Source organism: Streptomyces sp. NPDC030991, from assembly GCF_055571235.1.
In genome coordinates, this window is record NZ_JBVIFR010000010.1 from 86,889 (window position 1) to 111,788 (window position 24,900).

General features: G+C 75.8%; 4 protein-coding genes. 2 read left to right on the plus strand and 2 right to left on the minus strand.

Annotated elements, in window-relative coordinates:
- Nucleotides 1-8: 8 nt before the first annotated feature.
- Both ACZ45E_RS20365 and ACZ45E_RS20370 read right to left on the minus strand, forming a co-directional pair.
- Nucleotides 9-10,958, minus strand: a complete 10,950-nt coding sequence (locus ACZ45E_RS20365) for an SDR family NAD(P)-dependent oxidoreductase (protein ID WP_468222422.1) — start codon at nt 10,956-10,958, stop codon at nt 9-11.
- 12 nt (nt 10,959-10,970) lie between these two features.
- Nucleotides 10,971-22,079, minus strand: a complete 11,109-nt coding sequence (locus ACZ45E_RS20370; RefSeq protein WP_468222424.1) for an SDR family NAD(P)-dependent oxidoreductase — start codon at nt 22,077-22,079, stop codon at nt 10,971-10,973.
- Between the two features lie 472 nt (nt 22,080-22,551).
- On the opposite strand from ACZ45E_RS20370, the gene ACZ45E_RS20375 reads away from it, so the two are divergent.
- The gene (locus tag ACZ45E_RS20375) at nt 22,552-23,688 is read left to right on the plus strand and encodes an acyltransferase family protein (RefSeq protein WP_468222425.1); all 1,137 of its coding nucleotides are present in this window, start codon (nt 22,552-22,554) and stop codon (nt 23,686-23,688) included.
- Nucleotides 23,685-24,899, plus strand: coding sequence for a cytochrome P450 family protein (locus tag ACZ45E_RS20380; protein WP_468222426.1), 1,215 nt, complete (start codon nt 23,685-23,687; stop codon nt 24,897-24,899). Before ACZ45E_RS20375 ends, ACZ45E_RS20380 begins: the two co-directional genes overlap by 4 nt.
- The last annotated feature ends 1 nt before the right edge of the window (nt 24,900 follow it).

Below are 24,900 nucleotides of genomic sequence, written 5' to 3' on the forward strand. Positions count from 1 at the left end.
CTCCCCGCTCATCGTCCCTCGTTCCCCTCACCGAACCGCTGATCGAGAAGTTCGAACAGCTCGTCGTCGTCCGCGTCGTCGATGACATCGATGACGTCGACGGCCGTACGGGAGTCCCCGCCGCCGGCCGCGCTCCACCGGCCGAGCAGGGCCGTCAGCCGCGCCTCGACCGCCCGCCGTTCACCGGCCGTGTCCTCGCCGCCGCTGTCGTGCCAGCCGTCGAGCGCCGCCTCCAGCGCGTTCAGGTGCTCGATGACCGGGCGCCGCGGGTCCGCCGCCGCACCGGACGCCTCCGTGAACAGCCGGCCTTCCACGTACGCGGCCACCGCCTCGGGGGTCGGGTGGTCGAAGACGAGGGTGCTCGGTAGTCGCAGGCCGACCGCGGCGCCCAGGCGGTTGCGGAGCTCGACGGAGGCCAGCGAGTCGAAGCCGAGATCCTTGAACTGCCGTCCCGGGGCGAGGGATCCGGCCGTGTCGTACCCGGCGACGGCGGCGGCCTGGGCCCGTACGGTCTCCGTCAGGGCGGCGAGCCGGTCGGGGCGCGGCAGCGGCGCCAGACGCGCGGTGAGCCCGTCGCCGGACTGTTCCCGGGCGGCCCGGCGCAACGGTGTGTGCAGCAGCCCGCGCAGCACCTCGGGCACCCCGTCCGGGTCCTGCGGCCGTGAGGTGTCCAGGTGCAGCGGGAAGAGGACCGGGTCGCCGCGCAGGACCGCGAGGTCGAACAGGGCCAGGGCGCGGGCGGTCGGCAGGGGCCGCATGCCCGACCGTGCCATCCGCCGGGTGTCCCGTTCATCGAGCGTGCCCGTCAGGCCGCTGGCCTCCTCCCACAGGCCCCAGCCGAGGGATGTCGCGGGCAGTCCGCGCGCCTGCCGGTGGCGGGCCAGCGCGTCCAGCGAGGCGTTGGCCGCCGCGTACGCGCCCTGGCCGGGTCCGGCCAGGACGGAGGCGCCGGAGCCGAACAGGACGAAGAAGGCCAACTCCCGTTCCGCGGTGAGGTCGTGCAGGTGCCAGGCGGCGTCGGCCTTCGGTGCGAGGACGGCGGCGAGCGCGTCCGGCTCCAGCGAGGCGGCCAGGCCGTCCGCGAGGATCCCCGCGGTGTGCACGACGCCGGTCAGCGGGTGAGCGGCCGGGATGCCGTCGAGCACGGCCGCGAGCGCGGCGCGGTCGGCGACGTCGCAGGCGAGGGTCGTCACGGTCGCGCCCAGCTCCCCCAGTTCCGCGGCGAACCGGTCCGCTCCCGGCGCGGCGGGCCCCCGGCGGCTCAGCAGCAGCAGGTGGCGTACGCCGTGCCCGGTCACGAGGTGGCGGGCCAGGAGCCGGGCCAGGGTGCCCGTTCCGCCGGTGACGAGGACGGTGCCGTCGGGGTCGGGCGGGGCCGGCTGGACGAGCACCAGCTTTACGGTGTGCCGTCCCGTGCTCATGTGCTGGAGCGCGGCCGACGCCCGCTGGAGCGGCCACGCCGTGACCGGGAGGCGGCCCAGCGTCCCGTCGGCCACCAGGGCGGCGACCTCGGCGAGGATCGCGCCGAGCCGGCCGGGGCCCGCCTCGGCGAGGTCGAAGGGCAGGTACCGGCCGGTGAACCGGTCCGGGTCGCGCGGATCGGTCTTGCCCATCTCGACGAACGCCCCGCCCTCGGCGAGGAGTTCCGCGGATTCGTCGAGCAGCGCGCCGGTCAGCGAGTTGACGACGACGTCCACGCCGCGGCCGCCCCGCACGGACCGGAACCGTTCGCCGAACCCGTGTTCCCGGGAGGAGGCGATGTGGTCGTCGTCGAGGCCGAGGCCGCGCAGGATGTCGTGTTTGGCGGGGCTCGCCGTGGCGAAGACCTCCGCTCCGGCGAGGCGGGCCAGCCGGACCGCGGCCAGGCCGACGCCGGTGGCGGCGGCGTGCATCAGGACGGCCTGGCCGGGCCGCAGGCCGGCGAGGTCGTGCAGCGCGTAGTAGGCGGTGGTGAAGGCGATGGGCAGCGCGGCGGCCTCGGTGAGGCTCCATCCCTGCGGGACGGGCACCACCAGGCGGTGGTCGGTGACCGCCACCGGCCCGAAGGCGCCCTCGAACAGGCCCATGACCCGGTCGCCCACGGCGTGGCCCTCGACGTCCGGTCCGACGGCGGTGACGACCCCGGCGCCCTCGGTGCCCATGACGGCGGCGCCCGGGTACATGCCGAGGGCGATCAGGACGTCGCGGAAGTTGACGCCGGTGGCCCGCAGTGCGACCCGCACCTCGCCGGGGCCCGGCTGCCGTCCGGCGTCCGGCGCCGCCCTGAACGCGAGGGCGTCCAGGGAGGTGCCGGCGGGCTCCAGGCGGGCGGGCGTGCGCGGTGGTAGCAGGGCCGCCGCGCCGCGGGTGGAGGCGAGCCGCGGCAGGAGCGCGAGGCCGCCGCGCAGCGCCAGCTGCGGGTGGTCGAGGACGGCGGGGAACCGGGTGAGGGCCGCCGGGTCCGTGTCGCAGTCGACGAGGACGAAGTTGCCCGGCGACTCCGCCTGCGCGGAGCGGACCAGCCCCCAGACCGCGGCCTGCGCGGGGTCCGCGTCGGTGTCGGCGGCAGCGGCGCCCACGGCGTGCCGGGTGAGGAACACCAGGCGGCCGGTGCGCTCCGGTGCGTCGAGCCACCGGCGGACGAGTCCGGCCGCGTGCAGCACGCTCTCCCGGACGGAACCGGCCGGGTCCGCTGCCCGCCACGGCAGGCAGCGCACGAAGACGGCCTCGGGCTCCGGCTCGCCCATCGCGACCGCCGCGGCCAGGGCCGCCAGGTCGGGGTGGTCCTTGCCGAGGCCGGGCAGACCCCCGCCGACGGTCGCGCAGCGCACGACCGTGCCGTCGGTCTCCGGCAGCGGCCGCCAGGCCAGCCGGTAGAGGTCGTCGGCGCCCGCCTCCTCGCCGTCGCCTGCGCCCGGCGCGCCGCCCGCAGGGCGCACGGTCACCGCGCCGACCCGGGCGACCGGTGCTCCGGTGGGGTCGGTCACCGACAGGCTCATCGCGGCGCCGTCGGCGGGGGCCGCGGTCACGCGGACGGTGGTGGCCCCGGACGCGTACAGGGTGGTCGCGCTCCAGGAGAAGGGGAGGAACGCTCCCTCCCGGTCGGCCAGGGAGCTCAGGCCGAGCGTCTGCGCCGCCGCGTCGAGGAGGACGGGGTGCAGCGGGTAGCCCCCGTCGCCGGTCCCGTCGCTCCCCGCGGCCGCGGGGAGTTCGGCCTCGGCGAACACCTCGTCGCCGCGCTGCCACGCGGCGCGCAGGGCCCGGAAGGCGGGTCCGTAGGCGTAGCCCCGGTCGGCCAGGCGCGCGTAGGCCGCGTCGAGGTCGACGGGGCGGGCGTCCGGCGGCGGCCAGGCGGCCGGGGCCTGCGGCGCCGCCGCGGCCTCGCCGAGGACTCCGCTCGCGTGCCGGGTCCAGGGCGCGTCGGCGGTGCGTCCGTCGCGGGCGTGCACGTCCACGGTGCGGGCGCCCTGTTCGTCGGGGGCGCCGACGGTGACGCGTACGGCGGTGGCCGGGCCGAGCACCAGCGGGGCGGAGAGCACGAGTTCCTCCACGGCGGGCGTGCCCGTGTGCCGGCCGGCCGTGAGGGCCAGGTCGACCAGCGCGCTGCCGGGCAGGAGCGTCCTGCCGCCGACGGTGTGGTCGGCCAGCCACGGCTGGTCGCCGAGGACGATCCGGCCGGTCAGGACGTGTCCGCCGTCGGGGGTCTCCAGCGCCGTGGAGAGGACGGGGTGGGCGACGGGGTCCATGCCGAGGGCGGTGGCGTCGCCGTGGCCGCGGCGGGGCCGGGGCCAGTAGGTGGTGTGCTCGAACGGGTAGGTCGGCAGCTCCGGCACGGTGGCGCCGGGGCCGAGGGCCGGGGTGAGGTCGACGGGCAGGCCGTCGGCGCGGGCCTCCAGCAGATTGCGCAGGAAGGTGCGCGGGCCGGGGCGGTCGCGGCGCAGGGAGCCGAGGGTGACGACGGTCCGGCCGAGGTCGTCGGCCGTCTGCTCGATGCCGGAGAGCAGCACCGGGTGCGGGCTCACCTCGACGAAGGTGTCGAAGCCCTGTTCCATCAGATGCCGTACGGCTTCGTCGAGGCGGACCGTCCCGCGCAGGTTGCGGTACCAGTACGCGGCGTCGAGCCCGGTGGTGTCGAGCGGGGCGCCGGTGACGGTGGAGCAGAACGGCACGGTGGCGGGCCGGGCCCCGATCGTGCCCAGTTCGTCGGCGAGCCGCCGCTCGACCTGTTCCACCTGCGGGGAGTGGGAGGCGTAGCCCACGGCGATCCGCCGCGGTGACATCCCCTGGGTCTGCGGCGACCGGACGAACGCGTCGAGGGCCGTGGCCTCCCCGGCGACGACGAGGGAGCGCGGGCCGTTCACCGCGGCCACGCTCAGCCGCCCGCCCCACGGCGCCAGGGCCGCCCCGGTCTCCTCGGGTGTGGCGGTGACGGACGCCATGCCGCCCTGCCCGTCGAGTTCGCGCAGCACCTTGCTGCGCAGCGCCACGACCTTCGCGGCGGTGTCGAGGTCGAGGGCGCCCGCGACGCAGGCGGCGGCGATCTCGCCCTGCGAGTGGCCGATGACGGCGGCCGGTTCCACGCCGTGGGCCTGCCACAGCCGGGCGAGCGAGACCATCACCGCGAAGAGCACGGGCTGGACGACGTCGGGCCGTTCGTACGCGTCGTCGGGCCCGGCGCCGCGCACCGTGGCGAGCAGGTCCCAGTCGGTGTACGGGGCGAGCGCCGCCGCGCACTCGGTCATCGACGCGGCGAAGATCTCCGACCGGTCGAGCAGGTCGCGGGCCATGCCGGCCCATTGGGAGCCCTGTCCGGGGAAGACCAGTACGGCCCTGCGGGCGGCCGCCGTGCGCGGCGGCACCACGTCGGCGTCCGCCTCGCCCGCGGCCAGGGCGTCGAGGGCCGCGCACACCGCTTCCCGGTCGTCGCCGATGACCCCGGCCCTGAGGTCGAACCGTGCCCGGCCCGCCGCGAGTGTCCGCGCGGTGTCGGCCAGGGGGGTCTGTGGTGAGGTGCGCAGCGCCCCGGCCAGCGCGCGCGCCTGCGCGGCCAGCGCGGCCGGCGTCCGGGCCGAGAGCGGCAGCGCCACGGCGTCCGCCGTCAGGCCGCCGCCGGTGGGCGGCCGGTCCTGGCCGGTGGCGGCCGGCCCGGCCGGGGCCTCTTCCAGGACGACGTGGGCGTTGGTGCCGCTGACGCCGAACGAGGAGACCGCGGCCCGGCGCACGCGCGGGCCCCGCGGCCAGTCGGCGTTCTCCCGCTGGACCTCGACCGTCCCCGCCGACCAGTCGATCTCGGGGGAGAGTTCCTCCGCGTGCAGGCTGCGCGGGAGTACGCCGTGCCGCATCGCGAGGACCGTCTTGATGACGCCGGCGACACCGGCGGCGGCCTGGGTGTGGCCGATGTTGGACTTCACGGAGCCCAGGGCGAGGGGCCGTCGGCGCTCCGCCCCGTAGGTGGCCTGCAGGGCGCCGGCCTCGATCGGGTCGCCGAGCCGGGTGCCGGTGCCGTGGGCCTCCACCACGTCGATGTCGGCCGGTGCCAGCCGGGCGTCGGCGAGCGCCTGCCGGATGACGGCTTCCTGGGCGGGACCGTTCGGCGCGGCGAGGCCGTTGCTCGCGCCGTCCTGGTTGACGGCGCTGCCGCGCAGCACGGCGAGCACGGGGTGCCCCGACTCCAGGGCCCGGGAGAGGGGTTCGAGGAGCAGCGCGCCCGCGCCCTCGGCGAGGCCGAAGCCGTCCGCACCCGCCGCGAACGGCTTGCACCGCCCGTCGGCGGCGAGCCCGCGCTGCCTGCTGAAGTCCACGAACGTGTAGGGGTCGGAGATCACGGTGACCCCGCCGGCCAGCGCCATGGCGCATTCGCCGCCGCGCAGCGCACGCATCGCCAGGTGGATGCCGACCAGGGACGAGGAGCACGCCGTGTCGACGGTCAGCGCGGGGCCCTGCCAGCCGAAGACGTAGGCGAGTCGTCCGGAGAGCACGCTGGCCGAGTTGCCGAGTCCTTGGTAGCCCTCGACGCGGGCGGCCTCGCTCTGCAGCAGCGGCATGTACGACTGGCCGTTGGAGCCCACGAAGACGCCGACGCGGCTGCCGCGCAGCAGCTCCGGGTCGATGCCGCCGCGCTCCACGGCCTCCCAGGCGACCTCCAGCATCAGCCGCTGCTGGGGGTCCATGGCGAGGGCCTCGCGCGGGGTGATGCCGAAGAACTCCGCGTCGAAGCCCGCCGCGTCGGTGAGGAAGCCGCCGCGGTCGGCGTAGCTGGTGCCGGGGTGGTCGGGGTCGGGGTGGACGAGGGACTCCAGGTCCCAGCCGCGGTCCCGGGGCAGGGCGCCCGTGAGGTCGAGGCCGTCGGCGACGGCCCGCCACAGTTCTTCGGGCGAACCGATGCCGCCGGGGAAGCGGCAGCCCATGCCGACGACGGCGATCGGCTCCTGCTCGGTGAGGGGCGCGGTGCCGGTCGCCGGGGCGGTGCTCTCGCGGCGGGCGCCGGTGGTCAGCAGCGCGAGCAGGTGGCGGGCGAGGCGGGTGATGGTCGGGTGGTCGAAGACCAGGGAGGCGGGCAGTCGCAGGCCGGTGGCGGTGGTGAGCCGTTTGCGCAGTTGCACGGTGCCCAGTGAGTCCAGGCCCAGTTCGGTGAAGGCCCGCCGTCCGTTGACGTCCTGGGCGCTGTCGTGTCCGAGTACGGCGGCGGTGGCCTCGCCGACCACGCCGACCAGCAGGTCCTCCTGTTCGGCCGGGGGCAGTGCGGCGAGCCGGGCGGCCAGTTCGGCGGCCGGTCCGCTCTCCTGCCCCGCGGCCGTCGCGGCGGGCTCCGGTGCCTCGCGCGCCTCGGCGATCTCCTCGAACAGCGCGGTCGGCCGGGTGGCGCGGTAACCCGCGGCGAAGGCGGGCCAGTCCACGTCGGAGACGGCCACGGCGCTCTCGTCCGCGTCCAGTACGGAGCGCAGGACGGTCAGGGCGCGGTCGGCCGTCAGGGCGCGCAGTCCGCGCTGCGCCGCCGGGCGCCCGGCAGCCTCCGGCGCGGCGGGCAGGGCCCACGGGCTCCACGCCACGGCGGTGCTCGGCCGGCCCTGGGCCCTGCGGTGCGCGGCGAACGCGTCGAGCCAGGCGCTGCCCGCCGCGTATCCGGACATGCCCGCACCGCCCCAGACGCCGGCCACGGAGGAGCAGTGGATCTCCTGTGCCACCGGCTGTCCTTCGAGGACCCGCGCCAGGGCGAGGGCGAGCCCGGTCTTGGCGTGCACGGTGGCGGCGAAGTCCTCCGGGCCGCTCTCCAGGAGCGGCCCGAACTCCAGCCGGGTCGCGGCGTGCAGAACGGTGCCGACCTCGTGCGGGGCGGCGTCGACGGCTGCCCGGATCGCGTCCTCGTCCGGGGCGCAGCAGGTGACCGCCGTCCCGCTGTCCCGCAGCGCGTCGAGGAGCTCCTCCCCCGCCCCGCCCACCAGGACGAGGTGGTCCGCGCCGTCGTCGGCCGCCCAGCGGGCCAGCCGTGCGCCGATCGGGCTGTCCGCGCCGGTGACCAGCACGGTCCCGTGCGGGCGGGGGCCGGGCCCGGCGGCCGCGGCCGGCAGGTGCGCCCTGGCCAGGCGCCGCCCGTACAACCCGGTGGCGCGCAGGGCGAGTTGGTCCTCCCCAAGGTGCCCGCCCGCCAGGATGCCGGGCACCCGGGCGAGCAGCGGCGCGGCCACACCGTCGTACGGCAGGTCGAGGAGGCCGCCCCAGCGCTGCCCGAGCTCCAGGGCGGCGACCCGGCCCAGGCCGTGCACGGCGGACTGCGCGAACGACCCCGGGGCGTCGTCGTCGGGGGTCAGGACGGCGCCCTGGGTAAGGCACCACAACGGTGCGTCGACGCCCGCGTCGCCGAGGGCCTGAAGGAGCGTCAGGGTGGCGACGGCGCCGGCGGGCACGCCCGCCAGGCCGCGGTGGTCCGACTCGTCCGCCGCGAGCAGCGACACCACTCCCCGCAGCTCGGCACCGGCCGCGGCGGCGGTGACGGCCGCGGCCGTCTCGGCGCGGCTCGATCCCGGGCCGAGGACGCATTCCAGGGGTGTGCCGCCGCGGGCGCGCACCGCGGCGGCCAGCGGCGCGGCCCAGGCGGGGGCGGCGGCCGAGGTGACGAGCAGCCAGGTCCCCTGCGCCTCGGCCGGCCCGGCGGCGGGCGACTGGGGCAGCGGTGTCAGCGGCTCCAGCTGTTTCCAGGTCTCGCGGTACGTCACGTCGCCGGCGCCGCGGGCCGGGGTGGCGGCGGCCGTCCAGTAGCGCTTGCGCCGGAAGGGGTAGGTGGGCAGCGGGACGCGCCGCGCGCCGGGGAAGGCGGGCTGCCAGCGCACGTCCACGCCCGCGACGTGGGCGCTCGCCACGGAGGTGAGGAACGCCTCCGGGCCGGGGGCGCCGCGCCGCAGGGTGCCGACGGCCACGGCCTCGCCCGGCTCCCGCCCGCGCGCGTCGAGCGTCTCCTCGACGGTCGCGGCCAGCACCGGGTGCGGGCTGATCTCGACGAAGGCGTCGTGGTGCGCGGCGGCGAGGAGACCGACGACGTCGTGCAGCCGCACCGGCTCGCGCAGGTTGCGGTACCAGTAGCCGGCGTCCAGCTCCTCGCCGTCCATCGCGCGGCCGGTCACCGTCGAGTAGAAGGGGACGTGAGCGCGGGAGGCGACCAAGTCCCCTACGGCGTCCGCGAGTTCGGTGCGTATCTGCTCCATCTGCGCGGAGTGCGAGGCGTAGTCCACGTCGATGGCCCTGGCCCGCACCCCTTGGGCGGCGCAGGTCGCCACGACGGCGCGTACGGCCTCGGGGGCGCCGGAGACGACGACGGAGGCGGGGCCGTTGACCGCGGCCACCTCGACGGCGCCCGCGTGCGGGGCGAGCAGGTCGCGTACGGCGGCCTCGTCGAGCGCCACGGCCGCCATCGCGCCCTGCCCGGCCACCGACCGCAGCAGCCGGCTGCGCAGGACCACCAGCCGGGCGGCGTCCTCCAGGGTGAGGACCCCGGCGACGTGGGCCGCGGCGATCTCGCCCTGCGAATGCCCCGCCACGGCCGCGGGTTCCACCCCGTACGAGCGCCACAGCGCGGCCAGCGACACCATCACCGCGAACAGCGCGGGCTGCACCACGTCGACCCGGTCGAGGCCGGGGGCGCCGGGCTCCTGGCGGAGCACCGCGGCCACCGACCAGTCCTGCCAGGGGGCCATCGCCGCGTCGCAGGCCCGGATCGTCTCGGCGAAGACCGGGGACCACTCCAGCAGGTCGGCGCCCATGCCCGCCCACTGCGAGCCCTGGCCGGGGAAGAGGAACACGGCGGAGCGCCCGCCCGATTCGACGGTCCCCCCGACGCGCGCCCGGCCGGCCGCCACCTCGTCCGTCCCCCGCAGGGCCGCTTCCCGGGAGCCGGCCAGGACCACCGCGCGGTGTTCGTGGCGGGCCCGGGTCGTGGCCAGCGAGAGTCCCAGGTCGGGCAGTCGGACGGTCTCGTCGGCGACGACGGCGGCCAGCCGCTGCGCCTGCGCGCGCAGCGCCTCCTCGGTCCGCGCGGAGACGACGAGCGGCACCGGGCCGTGCCCGGTCACCGACCGCGGCGTCGCTGTGGGGTCCTCGGGCTCCGGGGGCTCGGGGGCCTCGCCGAGGATGACGTGGGCGTTGGTGCCGCTGATGCCGAACGCCGACACGGCGGCGTACCGGGGCCGTTCGCCGCGCGGCCAGTCGCGCTCCTCGGCGAGGAGGGCGACCGCGCCCGACGACCAGTCGACGTGCGGCGAGGGCTCGTCCGCGTGCAGGGTCCTGGGCAGCCGCTCGTGCTGGAGGGCGAGGACCATCTTGAGGACGCCGACCGCGCCGGCGGCGCCCTGGGTGTGGCCGATGTTCGACTTCGCCGAGCCCAGCCACAGCGGCCGTCGCGTGTCGCGGTGCCGGCCGTAGGTGTCGAGCAGGGCGTGGGCCTCGATGGGGTCGCCGAGGGTGGTGCCGGTGCCGTGCGCCTCGACCGCGTCGACGTCGCCGGGCGCGAGACCCGCGTTGGCCAGCGCCTGCTCGATGACCTTGCGCTGGGCCGCCCTGCTGGGGGCGGACAGGCCGTTGCTGGCACCGTCCTGGTTGATGCCGGTGCCGCGGACGACGGCGTGCACGGTGTGCCCGTTGCGGTGGGCGTCCGACAGCCGTTCGAGGAAGAGCACCGCGACGCCCTCGCCGAAGCCGAAGCCGTCCGCCGCCGCGCCGAACGCCTTGGAGCGGCCGTCGGAGGCGAGGGCGCGCTGCCGGGCGAAGTCGACGAACACCTCGGGCCCGGCCATCACGGCGGCGCCGCCCACGATCGCCGCCTCGCACTCGCCCCTGCGCAGCGACGCCACCGCCAGGTGCAGGGCCACGAGGGAGGAGGAGCAGGCGGTGTCCAGCGTGATGGCGGGGCCTTCGAGCCCGAGGGTGTACGCGATGCGGCCGGACGCGACCGACGGCGCCACCCCGGTGACCGTGTACCCCTCGGCGTCCCCGGCGGGGCTCCCGCCGTCGCCGTAGCCGTGCCGGGCGACGCCGAGGAACACACCGGTCCGCGTGCCGCGCAGGGCGTGCGGGTCGAGGCCGGTGTTCTCGGCCAGTTCCCAGCACGTCTCCAGCAGGAGGCGCTGCTGCGGGTCCATGGCGGCCGCCTCGCGCGGTGAAATGCCGAAGAACGGGGCGTCGAAGTCGCCCGCGCGCTCCAGGAAACCGCCTGTGCGCACATAGGTCGTGCCGGGGTGGTCGGGGTCGGGGTGGTAGAGGCCCGCCAGGTCCCAGCCGCGGTCGTCGGGGAAGCCGGAGAGGCGCTCCTCGCCCGCCGCGAGCACGTCCCAGAAGCCGCCGGGGGTGTCGATCCCGCCGGGCAGCCGGCAGGCCGTGCCGACGATCGCGACCGGGTCGGCCTCCAGCTCGTGGATGCGCTGCCGGGCCGCGCGCAGGTCGAGCGTGGCCCGACGCAGGTAGGAAGCGACCTTGTCGTTGTCGTTCGTCACCGTGTTGTGTCCTTACCTGTTCGCCGTCGGCTGGCCGTTGTCGCCGAGCTCGCGCCCGAGGGCCTGGAGCAGTTCGTCGAATCCGGCCTCGGCTAGGTCCGGCTCCTGGGCGGGCGGGGTGCGGGGCCCGGCGTCGTGGCCGGGGCCGGTCCGCAGGGCGGTCAGTACGCGGTCGAGGTGCCGGGCCAGTTCGGCACGCCGTGGCCCGGGCACGTGCACGAGGTGTCTCTCCAGCCGGTCGAGGCCGCCGAGCGCCGCCGTGACAGCGCCCTCGGCGCCCCCGGCGTCCCCGGCGCCTTCGGTCTCGTCCTGTCGCGGGAACAGTTCCGACCGGAGGTGGTCCGCGAGCGCGGCGGCGTTGGGGTGGTCGAAGATCAGGGTCGAGGGCAGGGCGAGACCGGTGGCCTCGCCGAGGCTCTTGCGCAGCCGTACGGCGCCCAACGAGTCGAAGCCGAGCTCGCGGAAGGCGGTGTCCACCGCGACCGCGCGGGTGTCCTCGTGGCCCAGGACGGCGGCGGCGTGCGAGCGCACCAGGTGGGTCAGCTCATGATGCTGCTCGGTGGAGGGCCGCCCGCCGAGCCGCTCGCGCAGAGCGGATCCCGGCCGCGCCGCCTGCGGCACCCGCGCCGCCTGCGGTCCGGGTGCGGCGGTCCGCGCTCCGGTGACCGTGTCGAGCAACGGCCGTGGCCTCAGGGCCGTGTACGTCTCCATGAACCGCGGCCAGTCGACGTCGGCGACGACCACATCCGTCTCGGCGCCGGCCAGCACCGCCTCCAGGACGTCCAGCGCCCGATCGCCCGGCATGGGGCGTACGCCCTGGTCGCGGAGGCGGGCGACGGCCCGCTCGTCGTCCGTCATGCCGCCGTGCGCCCACAGTCCCCAGGCCACGGAGGTCGCGGCCAGGCCCTGGGCGCGGCGGTGCCGGGCGAAGGCGTCGAGGAAGGCGTTGCCCGCGGCGTACGCGCCCTGGCCCGCGCTGCCCCACACGGCGGCGCCGGAGGAGAAGAGCAGGAAGAGGCTGAGGTCGGGGCAGGCGTCCGCGAGGTGGCGCGTGCCGTGCACCTTGGCGGCGACGACCTCCCGGTACTCCTCGTGGGTCATGTCCCGCAGGAGGGTCCGCTGGTTCAGTCCGGCCGCGTGCACGACCCCGGTGACCGTCGCGCCGTCCGCGCGCAACCCCTCGACGAGGGCGGTCACCGCGTCGCGCTCGCCGATGTCGCAGGCGTGGACGGTGACGTGGGCGCCCAGGGCGGTGAGTTCGGCGACCAGCGGGGCCACGTCCGGTGCCGCCTCGCCGCGGCGGCCGACCAGGGCCAGGTGCTGGGCGCCCCGGGCGGCGAGACGCCGTGCGGTGAGCGCGCCTAGGCCACCGGTGCCGCCGGTGACGAGGATCGTGCCCTGCGGCACGACCGTTGTGGGGGCGTCCGACGCGGGGGCCGTGTCCGGCGGTGCGGGCAGCAGCCGCCGCGCGAACACCGCGTCACCCCGGAGGGCGAGTTGATCCTCCGCTCCGGTCAACACCCGTGCCAGCAGCCCGCGTTGGTCTTCGGTCGCTTCCTTCGGCAGGTCCACGAGCCCGGTGTGCCGTGCGCCGCGTTCGAGTGCGGCGCTCTGTCCGAGGCCCCAGACCTGGGCCCCGGCCGGGCAGGTCACGGGGTCGTCCGGGCCGGTGCCGACCGCGCCGCTCGTCGCCAGCCAGACCGGTGCGGCGATGTCCGCCGCCGCCAGTTCGCGCAGCAGCCCGAGGGTGGCCTCGGCTCCGGCGTCCGTCTCCCCGAGGGCGAGCAGGGAGAGCACTCCGGCGTACGGGCCGGGCCCGGCCCGGCGGGCGAGGGCGTCGCGGACGGCAGCGGCCGAGGTGTGCGGGTCGTCGAGCGGGACGGTGACCGGGTGGGGCAGGGCCCCGTGTTCGGTGAGGGCGGTGGCCGCGGCGGTGTGCCAGGCGGGTTCGGCCCGGTGGCCGTCGGTCGCGGCGGGCAGCAGGAGCAGCCAGTGTCCGGCCGGGCCCGCGGAGCCGGGGGTGGTCTCCTGCCAGCCGACGCGGTAGCGCCATCCGTCGGCGGCGCGGGCGGGCCCGGTGCCGTCGGGCAGCAGCCAGAAGCGCTGGTGGTCGAAGGGGTAGGTGGGCAGCTCCGCCGGGTCGGCCGCGCCGCCGTCGCCGTGCACGGCCCGCCAGTCCACCGGGACGCCGCTCACGTGTGCCTCGGCGAGGGAGGCGAGGAAGCGTTCGGGCGTGTCGTCGCCGCGCCGGACGGAGCCCACCACCGTGGCGCTGTCGCCGAGGGTGTCCTGCATGCTCGCGCTGAGCACGGGGTGCGGGCTGACCTCGATGAACGCGTCGTGTCCTGCCGCGCCGAGCGCGCCGATCGCGGCCTCGAACTCCACGGTGCGGCGCAGGTTCTCGTACCAGTGGGTGGCGTCCAGTTCGGGGCCGTCGGCGAACGCGCCGCGCAGGGTGGAGTAGAGGGGGATGCCGGGCGTCCGGGGAGCGATGCCGGACAGCGGGCCGGTGATCGCGTCCCGCAGGCGCTCCACGTGGGAGGTGTGGGAGGCGTAGTCGACGGGGAGCCCCCGCGCGTCGATGCCCGCTCGGGCGCAGTGTTCGTGGAGGCGGTGCACCGCGTCGGGGTCGCCGGCCACCACCACGGAGCCGGGGCCGTTGACGGCGGCCAACTCCAGTGTGCCGCCCGCGGTGGAGCGCAGCAGCTCCGCCACCTCCGCCCGGCCCAGGCGGAGCGACAACATGGCTCCGTCACCGGCGAGTTCGGCGAGGGCGCGGGCCCGCAGAGCCACCACACGCGCCGCGTCCGGCAACGACAGGGCCCCCGCGACACACGCCGCCGCGATCTCACCCTGGGAATGCCCGACCACCGCATCCGGCTCCACCCCACACGCCCGCCACAAACTGGCCAGCGACACCATCACCGCGAACAACACCGGCTGAACCACCTCGACGCGCTCCAGCGACGGCGCCCCCTCCACCCCACGCACCACATCCACCACCGAGAACCCCGCCACCTCCGCCAGCGCCGCATCACACTCCGCCAACGCGTCCGCGAACACCGGCACACCGAGCAGACCCCGGCCCATCCCCACCCACTGCGAACCCTGACCCGGGAACACCCACACCACCCGGCGCCCCCCACCACCGACACCCGTGAAGGCGCGGGGGGTGGGACGGCCCTCGGCGAGAGCGCGCAGGGTGCCTTCGGCGTCCGCAACGTCCCGTACGAGGGCCACGGCCCGCCGGTCGAAGCTCTGCCGGGCCGCGGTGAGCGTACGGGCCACGTCGGACAGCGCGTCCGACTGAGGGGCCGTCACATAGGTTGCTACGTTGCCGGCTTGGGCGGTGAGGGCGGTCTCCGTCCGCGCGGACAGCACCAACGGCACCACACCCGCGGCCTCCAGCACCCCCACCGAACCCACACCCACCTCCGGCACGACCCCGGCAGGCGGCTCCTCCACAATCACATGCGCGTTCGTCCCACTCACCCCGAACGCCGACACCCCCGCACGACGCACACGCCCCACAACCCGCGGCCACGCCTGAGCCCGCCGCAACACCTCCACCCCACCCGAAGCCCACTCCACATGCGACGACGGCTCCTGCGCATGCAACGTCGCCGGAAGCACACCATGACGCAACGCCAACACCATCTTGATCACACCCGCCACACCCGCCGCCGCTTGCGCATGACCGATATTCGACTTCAACGACCCCAGCCACAAAGGCCGTTGAGGATCACGATCACGCCCGTACGTCGCCAGCAACGCCTGCGCCTCGATCGGATCACCCAACACCGTGCCCGTGCCATGCCCCTCCACCACATCCACATCGGCCGGGGACAGGTCCGCGGCCGCCAGCGCTCCGCGAATCACCCGCTGCTGCGCCGGTCCACTGGGCGCGGAGAGGCCGTTGGACGCACCGTCCTGGTTGACCGCGCTCCCCCGCAGGACGGCCAGTACTTGGTGCCCGTTGCGCCGGGCGTCGGAGAGCCGCTCCAGCACCACCAGACCCACGCCCTCGCCCATGCCGAAGCCGTCGGCCTGCTCGGAGTAGGCCTTGCACCGTCCGTCGGCGGCGAGCGCACCCTGCCGGGCGAACTCCGTGAACACCTCAGGACCCGCCATCACCGACACACCACCCGCCACCGCGAGCGACGACTCACCGTCCCGCAACGACCGCGCCGCCAGATGCAACGCCACCAACGACGACGAACACGCCGTGTCCACCGTCAACGCCGGACCCTCAAGACCCAGCACATACGCCACCCGCCCCGACGTGACGCTGGCGGTGGTGCCGGTGAGCAGGTAGCCCTCGACCTCGTCCCGGCCCTCCACGGGCCCGGCCGCGTACCCCTGGTGCGACATGCCGACGAAGACGCCGGTGTCGGTGCCGCGCAGGGTCTCGGGCAGGATGCCCGCCCGTTCGAACGCCTCCCAGGTGACCTCAAGGACCTGGCGCTGCTGCGGGTCCATCGCCAGCGCCTCGCGCGGCGAGATCCCGAAGAACGCCGGGTCGAAGTCGCCCGCCGAGTCGAGGAAGTTGCCCAGGGGGCGGCCCGCGCCGGTGGCCGGCGCTCCGCGCCGTTCCCAGCCCCGGTCGTCCGGTGCCGCGGCCGACGCGTCGCCGTGCGCGGTGAGGAACTCCCACAGGTCCTGGGGGGAGTCGACGCCGCCGGGGAACCGGCAGGCCATCCCCACGATCGCGACCGGGTCGCCCTCGTCCCCGCTGCCCGCACCACCGGCACCGAGCACGGCTTGCGGCTCCGGCCGGGGCGCCACCTCGCCGAAGAGTTCGGTTTCGAGGAGGGCGGCGACGGCCCGCGCGTGCGGGTGGTCGTAGACGAGGGTCGCGGGCAGGCGCAGGCCGGTCGCCGCGGTGAGCCGGTTGCGCAGTTCCACCGAGGCGAGCGAGTCGAAGTGCAGTTCCTTGAACGCCCGTTCCGGGTCGATCCGCGCCGGGTCCCGGTGGCCGAGGACCGACGCGGCGTGCTGGCGCACCAGGTCCAGGAGCGCCCGCGCGCGCTCGGCGGCGGGCAGCTCCGCCAGGCCGCCGAGCGGGCTCCGTTCCCCGCCGTGCGCACGGCGTGCGGCGTCCTGTGCGTCCCGGGCCTCGGGCAGCGCGTCGAAGAGGCGGGTGGGGCGCTGCGCGGTGTACGCGAGCAGGAAGCGTTCCCACTCGACCCCGATGATCACTGGGCAGACCTCCGCCCGGTCCAGCGCGGTCCGCAGGGCTTCGAGGGCCTCCTCGGGGGCCATCTCCACGACGCCGTGGCGGCGGAAGCGCTCCGCGACGGGGCCTTCCGCCATGCCGCTGCCTGCCCAGGTCCCCCAGGCCACCGATGTCGCGGGCAGCCCCTCGGCGCGCCGCTGCCGGGCCAGAGCGTCGAGGTAGGCGTTGCCCGGGGCGTAGCCGCCGAGGCCCGGTGCGCCGAACGCGGAGGCGAACGAGGAGAAGAGGACGAACGCGGTCAGCGGCGCGTCGGCGGTGAGTTCGTGCAGATTGCGGGCGCCCAGGGTCTTGGCGCGGCCGGCCCGCTCGATGCGCTCGCCGGTCAGCGTGTCGAGGGTGCCGTCGTCCAGCGTGGCCGCGGTGTGGAACACCGAGGTGAGCGGCTGGTCGCCGGGCAGCTCCGCGAGCAGGGTCCGCAGCGCGTCGCGGTCGGTGATGTCGCAGGCGGCGAGGGTCACGGCGGAGCCCGACGCGCGTATCTCGGCGGCCAGTTCCCCGGCGCCCGGGGCGTCGGGGCCGCTGCGGCTGAGGAGCACGATGTGCGGGCAGCCGGCGCGGGCGAGCCACCGGGCGACGTGCCGGCCGATGCCGCCGGTGCCGCCGGTGACCAGCGCCGTACCCGTGGGGGTCCAGGTGGTCGGCGTGGTGCGGGGCGCGGCCCGCCTCCAGCGGCGTACGAACAGCCCCTCGTCCCGCAGGGCGACCTGGTCCTCGCCGCTCCCGCCGGTCAGCACGCCGGCGAGCAGCTGGGCGATCGGGGCGGTGGCCGCGGCGGGTATGTCGATCAACCCGCCCCACAGGCCGGGGTGTTCGAGGGCGATGACCCGGCCAAGGCCCCACAGGGCTTCCCGCGCGGGGTCGGCCGGGTGCTCGTCGACCGCGGTGACCTGGACGTCCTCGGTGAGGCACCACAGCGCCCCGTCGAGTCCGGAGTCGGTGAACGCCTGGGCGAGCACGACGGTGCCGCCGAGCGACGGCAGGCCCAGGGGCGTGCCTCGTCCGTCTCCCTCTCCCCCGGCCCCGCCGCCGGTCTCGTTCCCGTCGCCGGTCTCGTTCCTGTTCCCGCTCTCGTTCCTGTTCCCGCTCTCGTCCCCGTCGCCGGTCTCGTCCACGGCGAGCAGGGAGAGCACTCCGACGCGGTCCGCTCCCCCGGCGGCGGCGCGCAGGGTCCGGGCCAGGTCCGCCCGTGTCGGCGCGGCGTCGAGCACGATGTCCGTCACCGTCGCACCGGCCGCCTCCAGGGCGGCGCGCGCCGCCTGCGCGGTCGTCTGCGCGGCCCCGTCGTCGCGGACGAGGAGCCAGGTGCGCGGGCCCGCCGCGGAGGGCTCGGGGGCGGGCACCCGCTGCCAGTCGATGCGGTAGCGCAGCGCGTCGGCCGCGTCGTCCCCCGCCCCGCCGGGAGCGGTGTCCGTGTCCCGCGCGGGCTCCCACCAGAAGCGTTCCGGGTGGAAGGCCGAGGTGGGCAGCGGCACCGGGCGCGTCCGCACGCCGAGGAAGACGGAGTCCCAGCGCACCGGGGCGCCCGCGGTCCACGCCGTTCCCAGGGCGCGGGCGAAGTCCTCGGGTCCTCCGTGGCCGCGGCGCCCGGTCGCCACCGTGGTCAGCTCCGCGCCGGCCTCGTGCCCGCTCTCCTCGACGGCGGTGGTGAGCACCGGGTGGGCGCTGACCTCGACGAAGACCCGGTAGCCCTGGGCGACCAGGGCGTGTACGGCGGGGGCGAACCGGACGGTCTGCCGCAGGTTGCGGAACCAGTACGCGTGGTCCAGCGTCCCGGGCTGCGCCCAGTCACCGGTCACCGTGGAGAAGAAGGGCACGGCGCCGGGCAGCGGCTCGATCCGCCCCAGTTCCTCGTGCAGGGCGGCGCGCGCCTCCTCCATGTGCGCGGTGTGCGACGCGTAGTCGACGGGCAGGCGCGTGGCCCGTACGCCCTCCGCGTCGAGGGCGGCGAGGAGGTGGTCCAGGTCGTCGCCGGGGCCCGCCACGACCACGGAGCGCGGCCCGTTCAGCGCGGCGGTCTCCAGCCGGCCGTCGTAGTGGGCGAGCCGGCGCGTCAGGTCTTCGGGGGTGGTGGCGACCGCGGCCATGCCGCCGTGTCCGCGCAGCCCGGCGATGACGCGGCTGCGGACGGCCACCAGGCGGGCCGCGTCGTCGAGGGAGAGCGCGCCGGCGACGCAGGCGGCGGCGATCTCCCCCTGGGAGTGCCCGATCACCGCGGCCGGTTCCACGCCGTGCGCCCGCCACAGCGAGGCGAGCGACACCATCACGGCGAAGAGGACGGGCTGCACCACGTCGACGCGGTCGGTGGAGAGTCCGGCGTCGGGGCGGCCGTCCGCGGCGGCGGCCTCCGCGCGCAGGAACGGCAGGATGCGGAAGTCCAGGTGCGGCTCCAGAGCGGCGGCGCACTCCTCAAGGGCGCGCGCGAACACCGGCTCGGTGTCGAGGAGACGGACCGCCATGCCCGCCCACTGCCAGCCCTGGCCGGGGAAGACGAAGACGGGCGAGGGCTGCGGCCGGGCCGCGCCGACGACGGCGCCGGTATCGGCGTCGGCGTCCTGGGGGGCGCCCGCGGCCAGCGCGTCGAGCGCGGTCAGTGCCCCGGTCCGCCCGGCCGGTACGAACGCGGCCCGGTGGCGGGCCGCCGCCCGGGTGGTGGCCAGCGAGAACGCCACGTCGGTGGTGGTGAGTTCGGGGTGCCGGCGCAGATGTGCGGCGAGGCGCTCCGCCTGCGTCCGCAGCGCTGCGCCGGTGTGCGCCGAGAGGGTCCACGGCGCCACTACGGGCTCGCGCCGCCGGTCGGGGCCGACCGTGGTGCCGCCCAGGTCGTCGACGGCGGGCTCCGGTCGCGGCGGTGCCTCGATGATGGCGTGCGCGTTGGTGCCGCTGATCCCGAAGGACGAGACGCCCGCCCGGCGGGGCCCCGGGCCCTCGGGCCAGGCCACGGGTTCGCCGGGCAGCCGCACCGCGCCCCCCGACCAGTCGATCTCCGTGGAGGGGTGGGCGGCGTGCAGGGTCGGCGGCACGGTGCCGTGGCGCATCGCGAGCAGCATCTTGATGACGCCGGTCACGCCGGCGGCGGCCTGGGTGTGCCCGACGTTGGACTTCGCCGAGCCCAGCCACAGCGGCCGGCCGGCGGGGCGGCCGGCCCCGTACGTCTCGATGACGGCCCGGGCCTCGATCGGGTCGCCGAGCCGGGTGCCAGTGCCGTGCGCCTCGACCGCGTCGACGTCGGCCGGGGAGAGCCCGGCCTCGGCGAGCGCCTGCCGGATCACCCGGGCCTGGGCGCGGCCGTTGGGCGCGGACAGTCCGTTGCTCGCGCCGTCCTGGTTGACGGCGACCGCGCGGATCACCCCCAGGACGGGGTGGCCGTGGCGGCGGGCGTCGGAGAGCCGCTCCAGCAGGAGTACGCCCGCGCCCTCCGCCATCCCGAAGCCGTCGGCGTCGGCGGAGAACGCCTTGCACCGGCCGTCGGGGGCGAGCGCGCCGAGCCGGCTGAAGTCGACCAGCATGCCGGGGGTCGGCATCACGGTCGCGCCGCCGGCCAGCGCCAGGTCGGTCTCGCCCGCGCGCAGCGAGCGGCAGGCCAGCTGGAGGGCGACGAGCGAGGACGAGCAGGCCGTGTCCACGGTGACGGCCGGCCCCTCCAGGCCCAGGGTGTAGGCGACGCGCCCCGAGGCGACGCTGGTGGTGGTGCCGGTGACGAGGTAGCCGCCGACGTCCGGGCCGCCGTCGGCGAGGCGCGGGCCGTACTCCTGGGCGATGACGCCGGTGAACACGCCGGTCGGGGTGGCGCGTACCGCGTCGGGGGAGATACCGGCCCGTTCGAGCGCCTCCCAGCTGACCTCCAGGAGGAGGCGCTGCTGCGGGTCCATGGCCAGCGCCTCGCGCGGCGTGATGCCGAAGAATTCCGCGTCGAAGCCGTCGGCGTCGTGCAGGAAGCCGCCGGAGCGCTGGCGCACCGTACCGAGTCGCCGCGGGTCGGGGTGGCAGAGCGCCTCCAGGTCCCAGCCGCGGTTGGTGGGCAGGCCCGTCACGGCGTCCCGGCCGCCCGAGAGCAGCTCCCAGAACTGCTCGGGGGTACGCACGCCGCCGGGCAACCGCACCGCCATGGCGACGACCGCGATGGGCTCGTCCGCCGGGTGGCCCGCTGCCGGGTCCCGCTGCTCCGCGGCCGGGTCCGCGTCCGGTTCCTGGTGCCGCGCGCGCGGGCGCAGCAGGTCGTACAGCGCGTCGGTGAGGGCCTGCGGGGTGGGGTGGTCGAAGAGGGTGGCGATGCCGATGTCCTGGCCGATGGCGGCGGCGAGGCGGTTGCGCAGCTGCACCGCGAGGACGGAGTCGAGGCCGAGTTCGGCGAAGGTCAGCGAGCGGTCCGTGGCCCGCTCCCCCGCTCCGGTCACCGCTCCGGTCACCGCTCCGGTCACCGCGGCGGTCTCGGCGTCGACCAGGCGGGCCAGCCGCTGCCGTGCCTCGTGCTCCGGCGCGTCCGGCGCGAAAAGCCCCGGGCGGGAGGTCTCGGCGGGCCGGGTGCCGGGCTCCGCGCCGGTGGCCGGCGGGTCCGGCAGCTCGGCGCCCCGGTCCTGCCCGACGCCCGGATAGGCGGCTGTCCAGTCGACCTCCACGCCGTGGGTGTACGCCTCCGCCGCGGCGGTCAGGAAGCGCCGGAGCCCACCCTGGCCGCGGAGCAGCGTGGGCAGCACCGGGTGCGCGGCGCCCGCCGCGTCGAGGGTCTGCCGCACGGCGGCGGCGAGGACGGGGTGCGGGCTCACTTCGACGAAGACGCCCGCACGGTCGGCGGCGCAGGCCCGCACCGAGCGCTCGAACTGCACGCGGCCGCGGAAGTTGGCGCACCAGTGCTCCGCCGTCAGTTCGCGGGTGTCGACGACGGCGCCGGTGAGGCTGGAGTAGAAGGGGACGGTGCCCGGGCCCGGCGTGAACCAGTCGAGCGCCGCGCGCAGTCCGTCGGCGACGTGGTCCATCTGCGGGGAGTGCGCGGCCATCGAGACGCCGATCAGCCGGGCGCGGACCCCTTCGGCGGTCAGCTGTGCGACGCAGCGTCCGATCGGCTCCGTGGCTCCGGCGAGCAGCACCGAGCGCGGGCCGTTGACGCCGGCCAGGACGAGGTCCGGTCCCCAGGAGGCGAGGCGCGGCGCGATCTCGTCGGCGGGCAGGTCGACCGATGCCATGTCGCCATTGCCGACGAGGGGGATGAGTTCCCTGCTCCACCGCGCCACCGCGCGGGCGCCGTCCCGGATCTCCACGCCCCCCGCGGCATGGGCGGCGGCGAGGTCGCCCATGCTGTGGCCGACGACGGCGTCGGGCCGGACGCCGAAGGAGCGCCACAGTTCGGTGAGGGCGGCGCTCACCGCGTAGAGGGCGGGCTGCACGATCTCGACCCGTGGGGTGGTGCCGGGGGCGGCGGCGGTGTCGAGCGCCTCGGTCAGCGACCAGCCGGACTCGGTGGCGAAGACGTCCGCGCACGTTGCGACGGCGTCCGCGAACACCGGTGATCCGGCGACGAGTTCAGTGGCCATGCCGGGCCACTGGGAGCCCTGGCCCGGGTAGACGAAGGTGACGGGTGCCGGGGCGGCGGCCGTTCCGCGCGCGACCGCGGGGTGCGGGCCGCCGTCGGCGACGGCGGCCAGGCCGTCGAGGAGTTCGTCGCGGGTGGTGCCGACGACGACCGCCCGGTGCGGCAGGCGCCGGTCGCCGCGGGCGAGGGCGGCGCCGAACGCGTCGACGCCGGTGTCCGGGCGGGTGTGCAGGTGGTCGAGGAGCCGGCGCGCCCAGGCCCGCAGCGCGCCGTCGTCCGCTCCCGACAGGACCCAGGGCCTGGCCGCCCCTGCGGCAGCTGCGGAACTCTTCTTACCGTGACGGGGACTGCCGTTCACACCTGACTCCTAGTCGTCCGCGCATTACCAGGGAGTGGGCCTCTGCAAGACCTGGCCGACGGGGTGCGTGCGCCACAGAGAATTCAATCGACCCCGTACGCAATAAACGGTCGACTACCGTTTATCGGCGGCCAGTCGAACGTACACCAGCCGTCTTCACCAGCCAAGAGATCTTTGCTCCACCAGCCCGGTGCAATATAGGGAGTTCGCAGGTCAGAGCCGCCCGCTCGGTGATTGGACCGACGAATCCCAGCGGCCGGACATCAATCCTCAAGCTGCCCTGTAGCTGAGCTCGACCGGGGTGCGCGAGGATAAGGCCGGAAGTGATTTCGACCGGTCGTGAACGGCGGCCTGGATCCCTGAACTCTCGGACCGCGGAAATCAATTGAAGGGCCGGTGAGCCTTGCTACCCGCGCAAAATTCCCCCACGCTTTCCCCTGGTCCGGCCGAACGGCTGCCGTCGCTGACCGGGTTGAGGTTCTTCGCCGCGCTCCTGGTCTTCCTCTGCCACGGGCTGAGCCAGTTCAGCCCGCAGGCGGACGCCGCCTCGCACGACCTGGCCTACTTCCTGATCCCGGCCGGACCGGTCGGCGTCTCCTTCTTCTTCCTGCTGAGCGGGTTCGTCCTGACGTACGCGGCCCGGCCGGGCGACACGGTGCGGCGGTTCTGGCGGCGCCGGCTGGTGAAGATCTACCCGAGCCACGTCGTGACCTGGTCGGCCGGTCTCGTCCTCGCCTGGGTCACCGGCACCGTGGTGACCGCGTCGACAACTGCCGCCGCGCTGCTGCTCGTTCAGGCCTGGGACCCGGGCATGATCATCACGGCGACGGTCAACCCGATCTCGTGGACGCTCGCCTGCGAGCTCTTCTTCTACCTGCTGTTCCCGTTCCTGTACCGGGGGCTGCGCCGGCTGCCGCTCCACCGGCTGTGGCCGGCCGCGGCCGTCCTGGCGGGCCTGATCATGGCCGTTCCGCACCTGGTCCGGCTGGTGCCGGGGGAGCCGACGCCGCTGGCGGGCTACAGCATGACGCAGTTCTGGCTCGTGTACACGCTGCCTCCCGTGCGGCTCCTGGAGTTCGCGCTCGGCATCGTGCTCGCCCTGCTCGTACGCGAAGGGATGTGGCCGCTGCTCAGCGTCAGGCTGGCCACCGCCCTGTGCGTGGCCGGCTACGCGGTCGCCGGGGTCGCCACGATGGTCACCGAGAAGCCGTACCTGTGGGCGATGGTGAGCGCCACCGTCCTCCCGCTGGCCGTGCTCATCCCCACGGCCGCCTGCCGCGACCGGGAGGGCCTGCCGTCCCTGACGCGCCGCCCGCGGCTGGTGCGGCTCGGCGAACTCTCCTTCGCCTTCTACCTCGTGCACCACATGATCCTGACGGCCTTCCACGCCGCGCTGCCGGACGACGTCCGGCCGGGCCTGCCCGCGCTGACCGGCCTGACGATCCTGCTGTTCCTCGTCTGCTGGGCCGCCGCCTGGCTGCTGCACACCGGGGTCGAACTGCCCGCCATGCGCCGCTGGAGCCGCCCGTCGGCCGGCCCCCGCGGACCTCTCACGCCCCACCCGGCCGCCGGGCGCCCCGCGCCCCTCACCGGTGAAAGGACACCATGAACCAGCCGCACCTGCCCGAGGTCCTCGACCTGAGCGGCGAGCTCTTCCACACCGACCAGTACGCGACGTACCGGGACATCCTGGAGCAGCGTCCGGTCACCAAGGTCCGCTTCTACGACGGCTCCTTCGTCTGGCTCGTGAACCGGTACGAGGACGTCCGCGCCGCCCTGAGCGACGCGCGGCTCAGCAACGACCCCACGAAGCAGTCGGACATCGACCTGTCGGCCGCCACCGGCATCCCGGCCGACCTGGTCGAGTACTTCCAGCGGAACATGTTCCGCAGCGACGAGCCGGACCACGGGCGGCTGCGCAAGCTCGTCTCCCGGGAGTTCACCATGCGGCGCGTCAACGCGCTGCGGCCGCGGATCCGCGAGATAGCCGAGGACCTGGTGGAGAAGTTCGCCGCCGACGGCGGCGGGGACCTGGTGGGCGCGCTCGCCCGCCCGCTGCCGCTCACCGTCATGTGTGAACTGCTCGGCGTGCCCGAGGCGGACCGGGCGGACTTCCAGACCTGGTCCCAGCACGTCGTCGAGAGCGACCCGGCCTTCGCCGAGCGCAACGCCGTCTCCTACCGCGGCCTCTTCGAGTGCATCCGCTCGCTGATCCGCCGCCGCCGCGACGAGCCGGGTGACGACCTGCTGTCGGCCCTGGTCGAACTGCGCGACTCCGGCGACCGCCTCTCCGAGGACGAACTGATCTCGACGGCGTTCCTGCTGCTCGTCGCCGGCATCGAGACCACGGTCAACGTCCTCGGCACGGGCTCCTTCCTCCTGCTGACCCACCCCGACCAGCTCGCCCGCCTCCGCGCGGACGAGTCTCTGACGGGGTCCTCGGTGGAGGAGATCCTGCGCTACATGGCGCCGATCGAGATGACGAGCCGGCACACCCTGGAGCCCGTCGAGATCGGCGGGGAGTCCATCGCCGCGCAGAGCACGGTCCTCATCAACCTGGCCGCCGCCAACCGCGACCCGGCGCGCTTCACCGACCCGCAGTCCTTCCGGGTCGACCGCGACGACGGCAGCCACCTCACCTTCGGCCACGGCATCCACTACTGCCTGGGCGCCGCCCTCGCCAGAGCGGAGGCCGAGGTCTTCTTCGACGTACTGCTGAAGCGCTTCCCGGACCTGGAGCTCGCCGTTCCCGCCGCCGATCTCGTGTGGCGGCACGTCTTCATGCGGGGCCCGCTCGAACTGCCCGTCCGCCGGCGGTGAC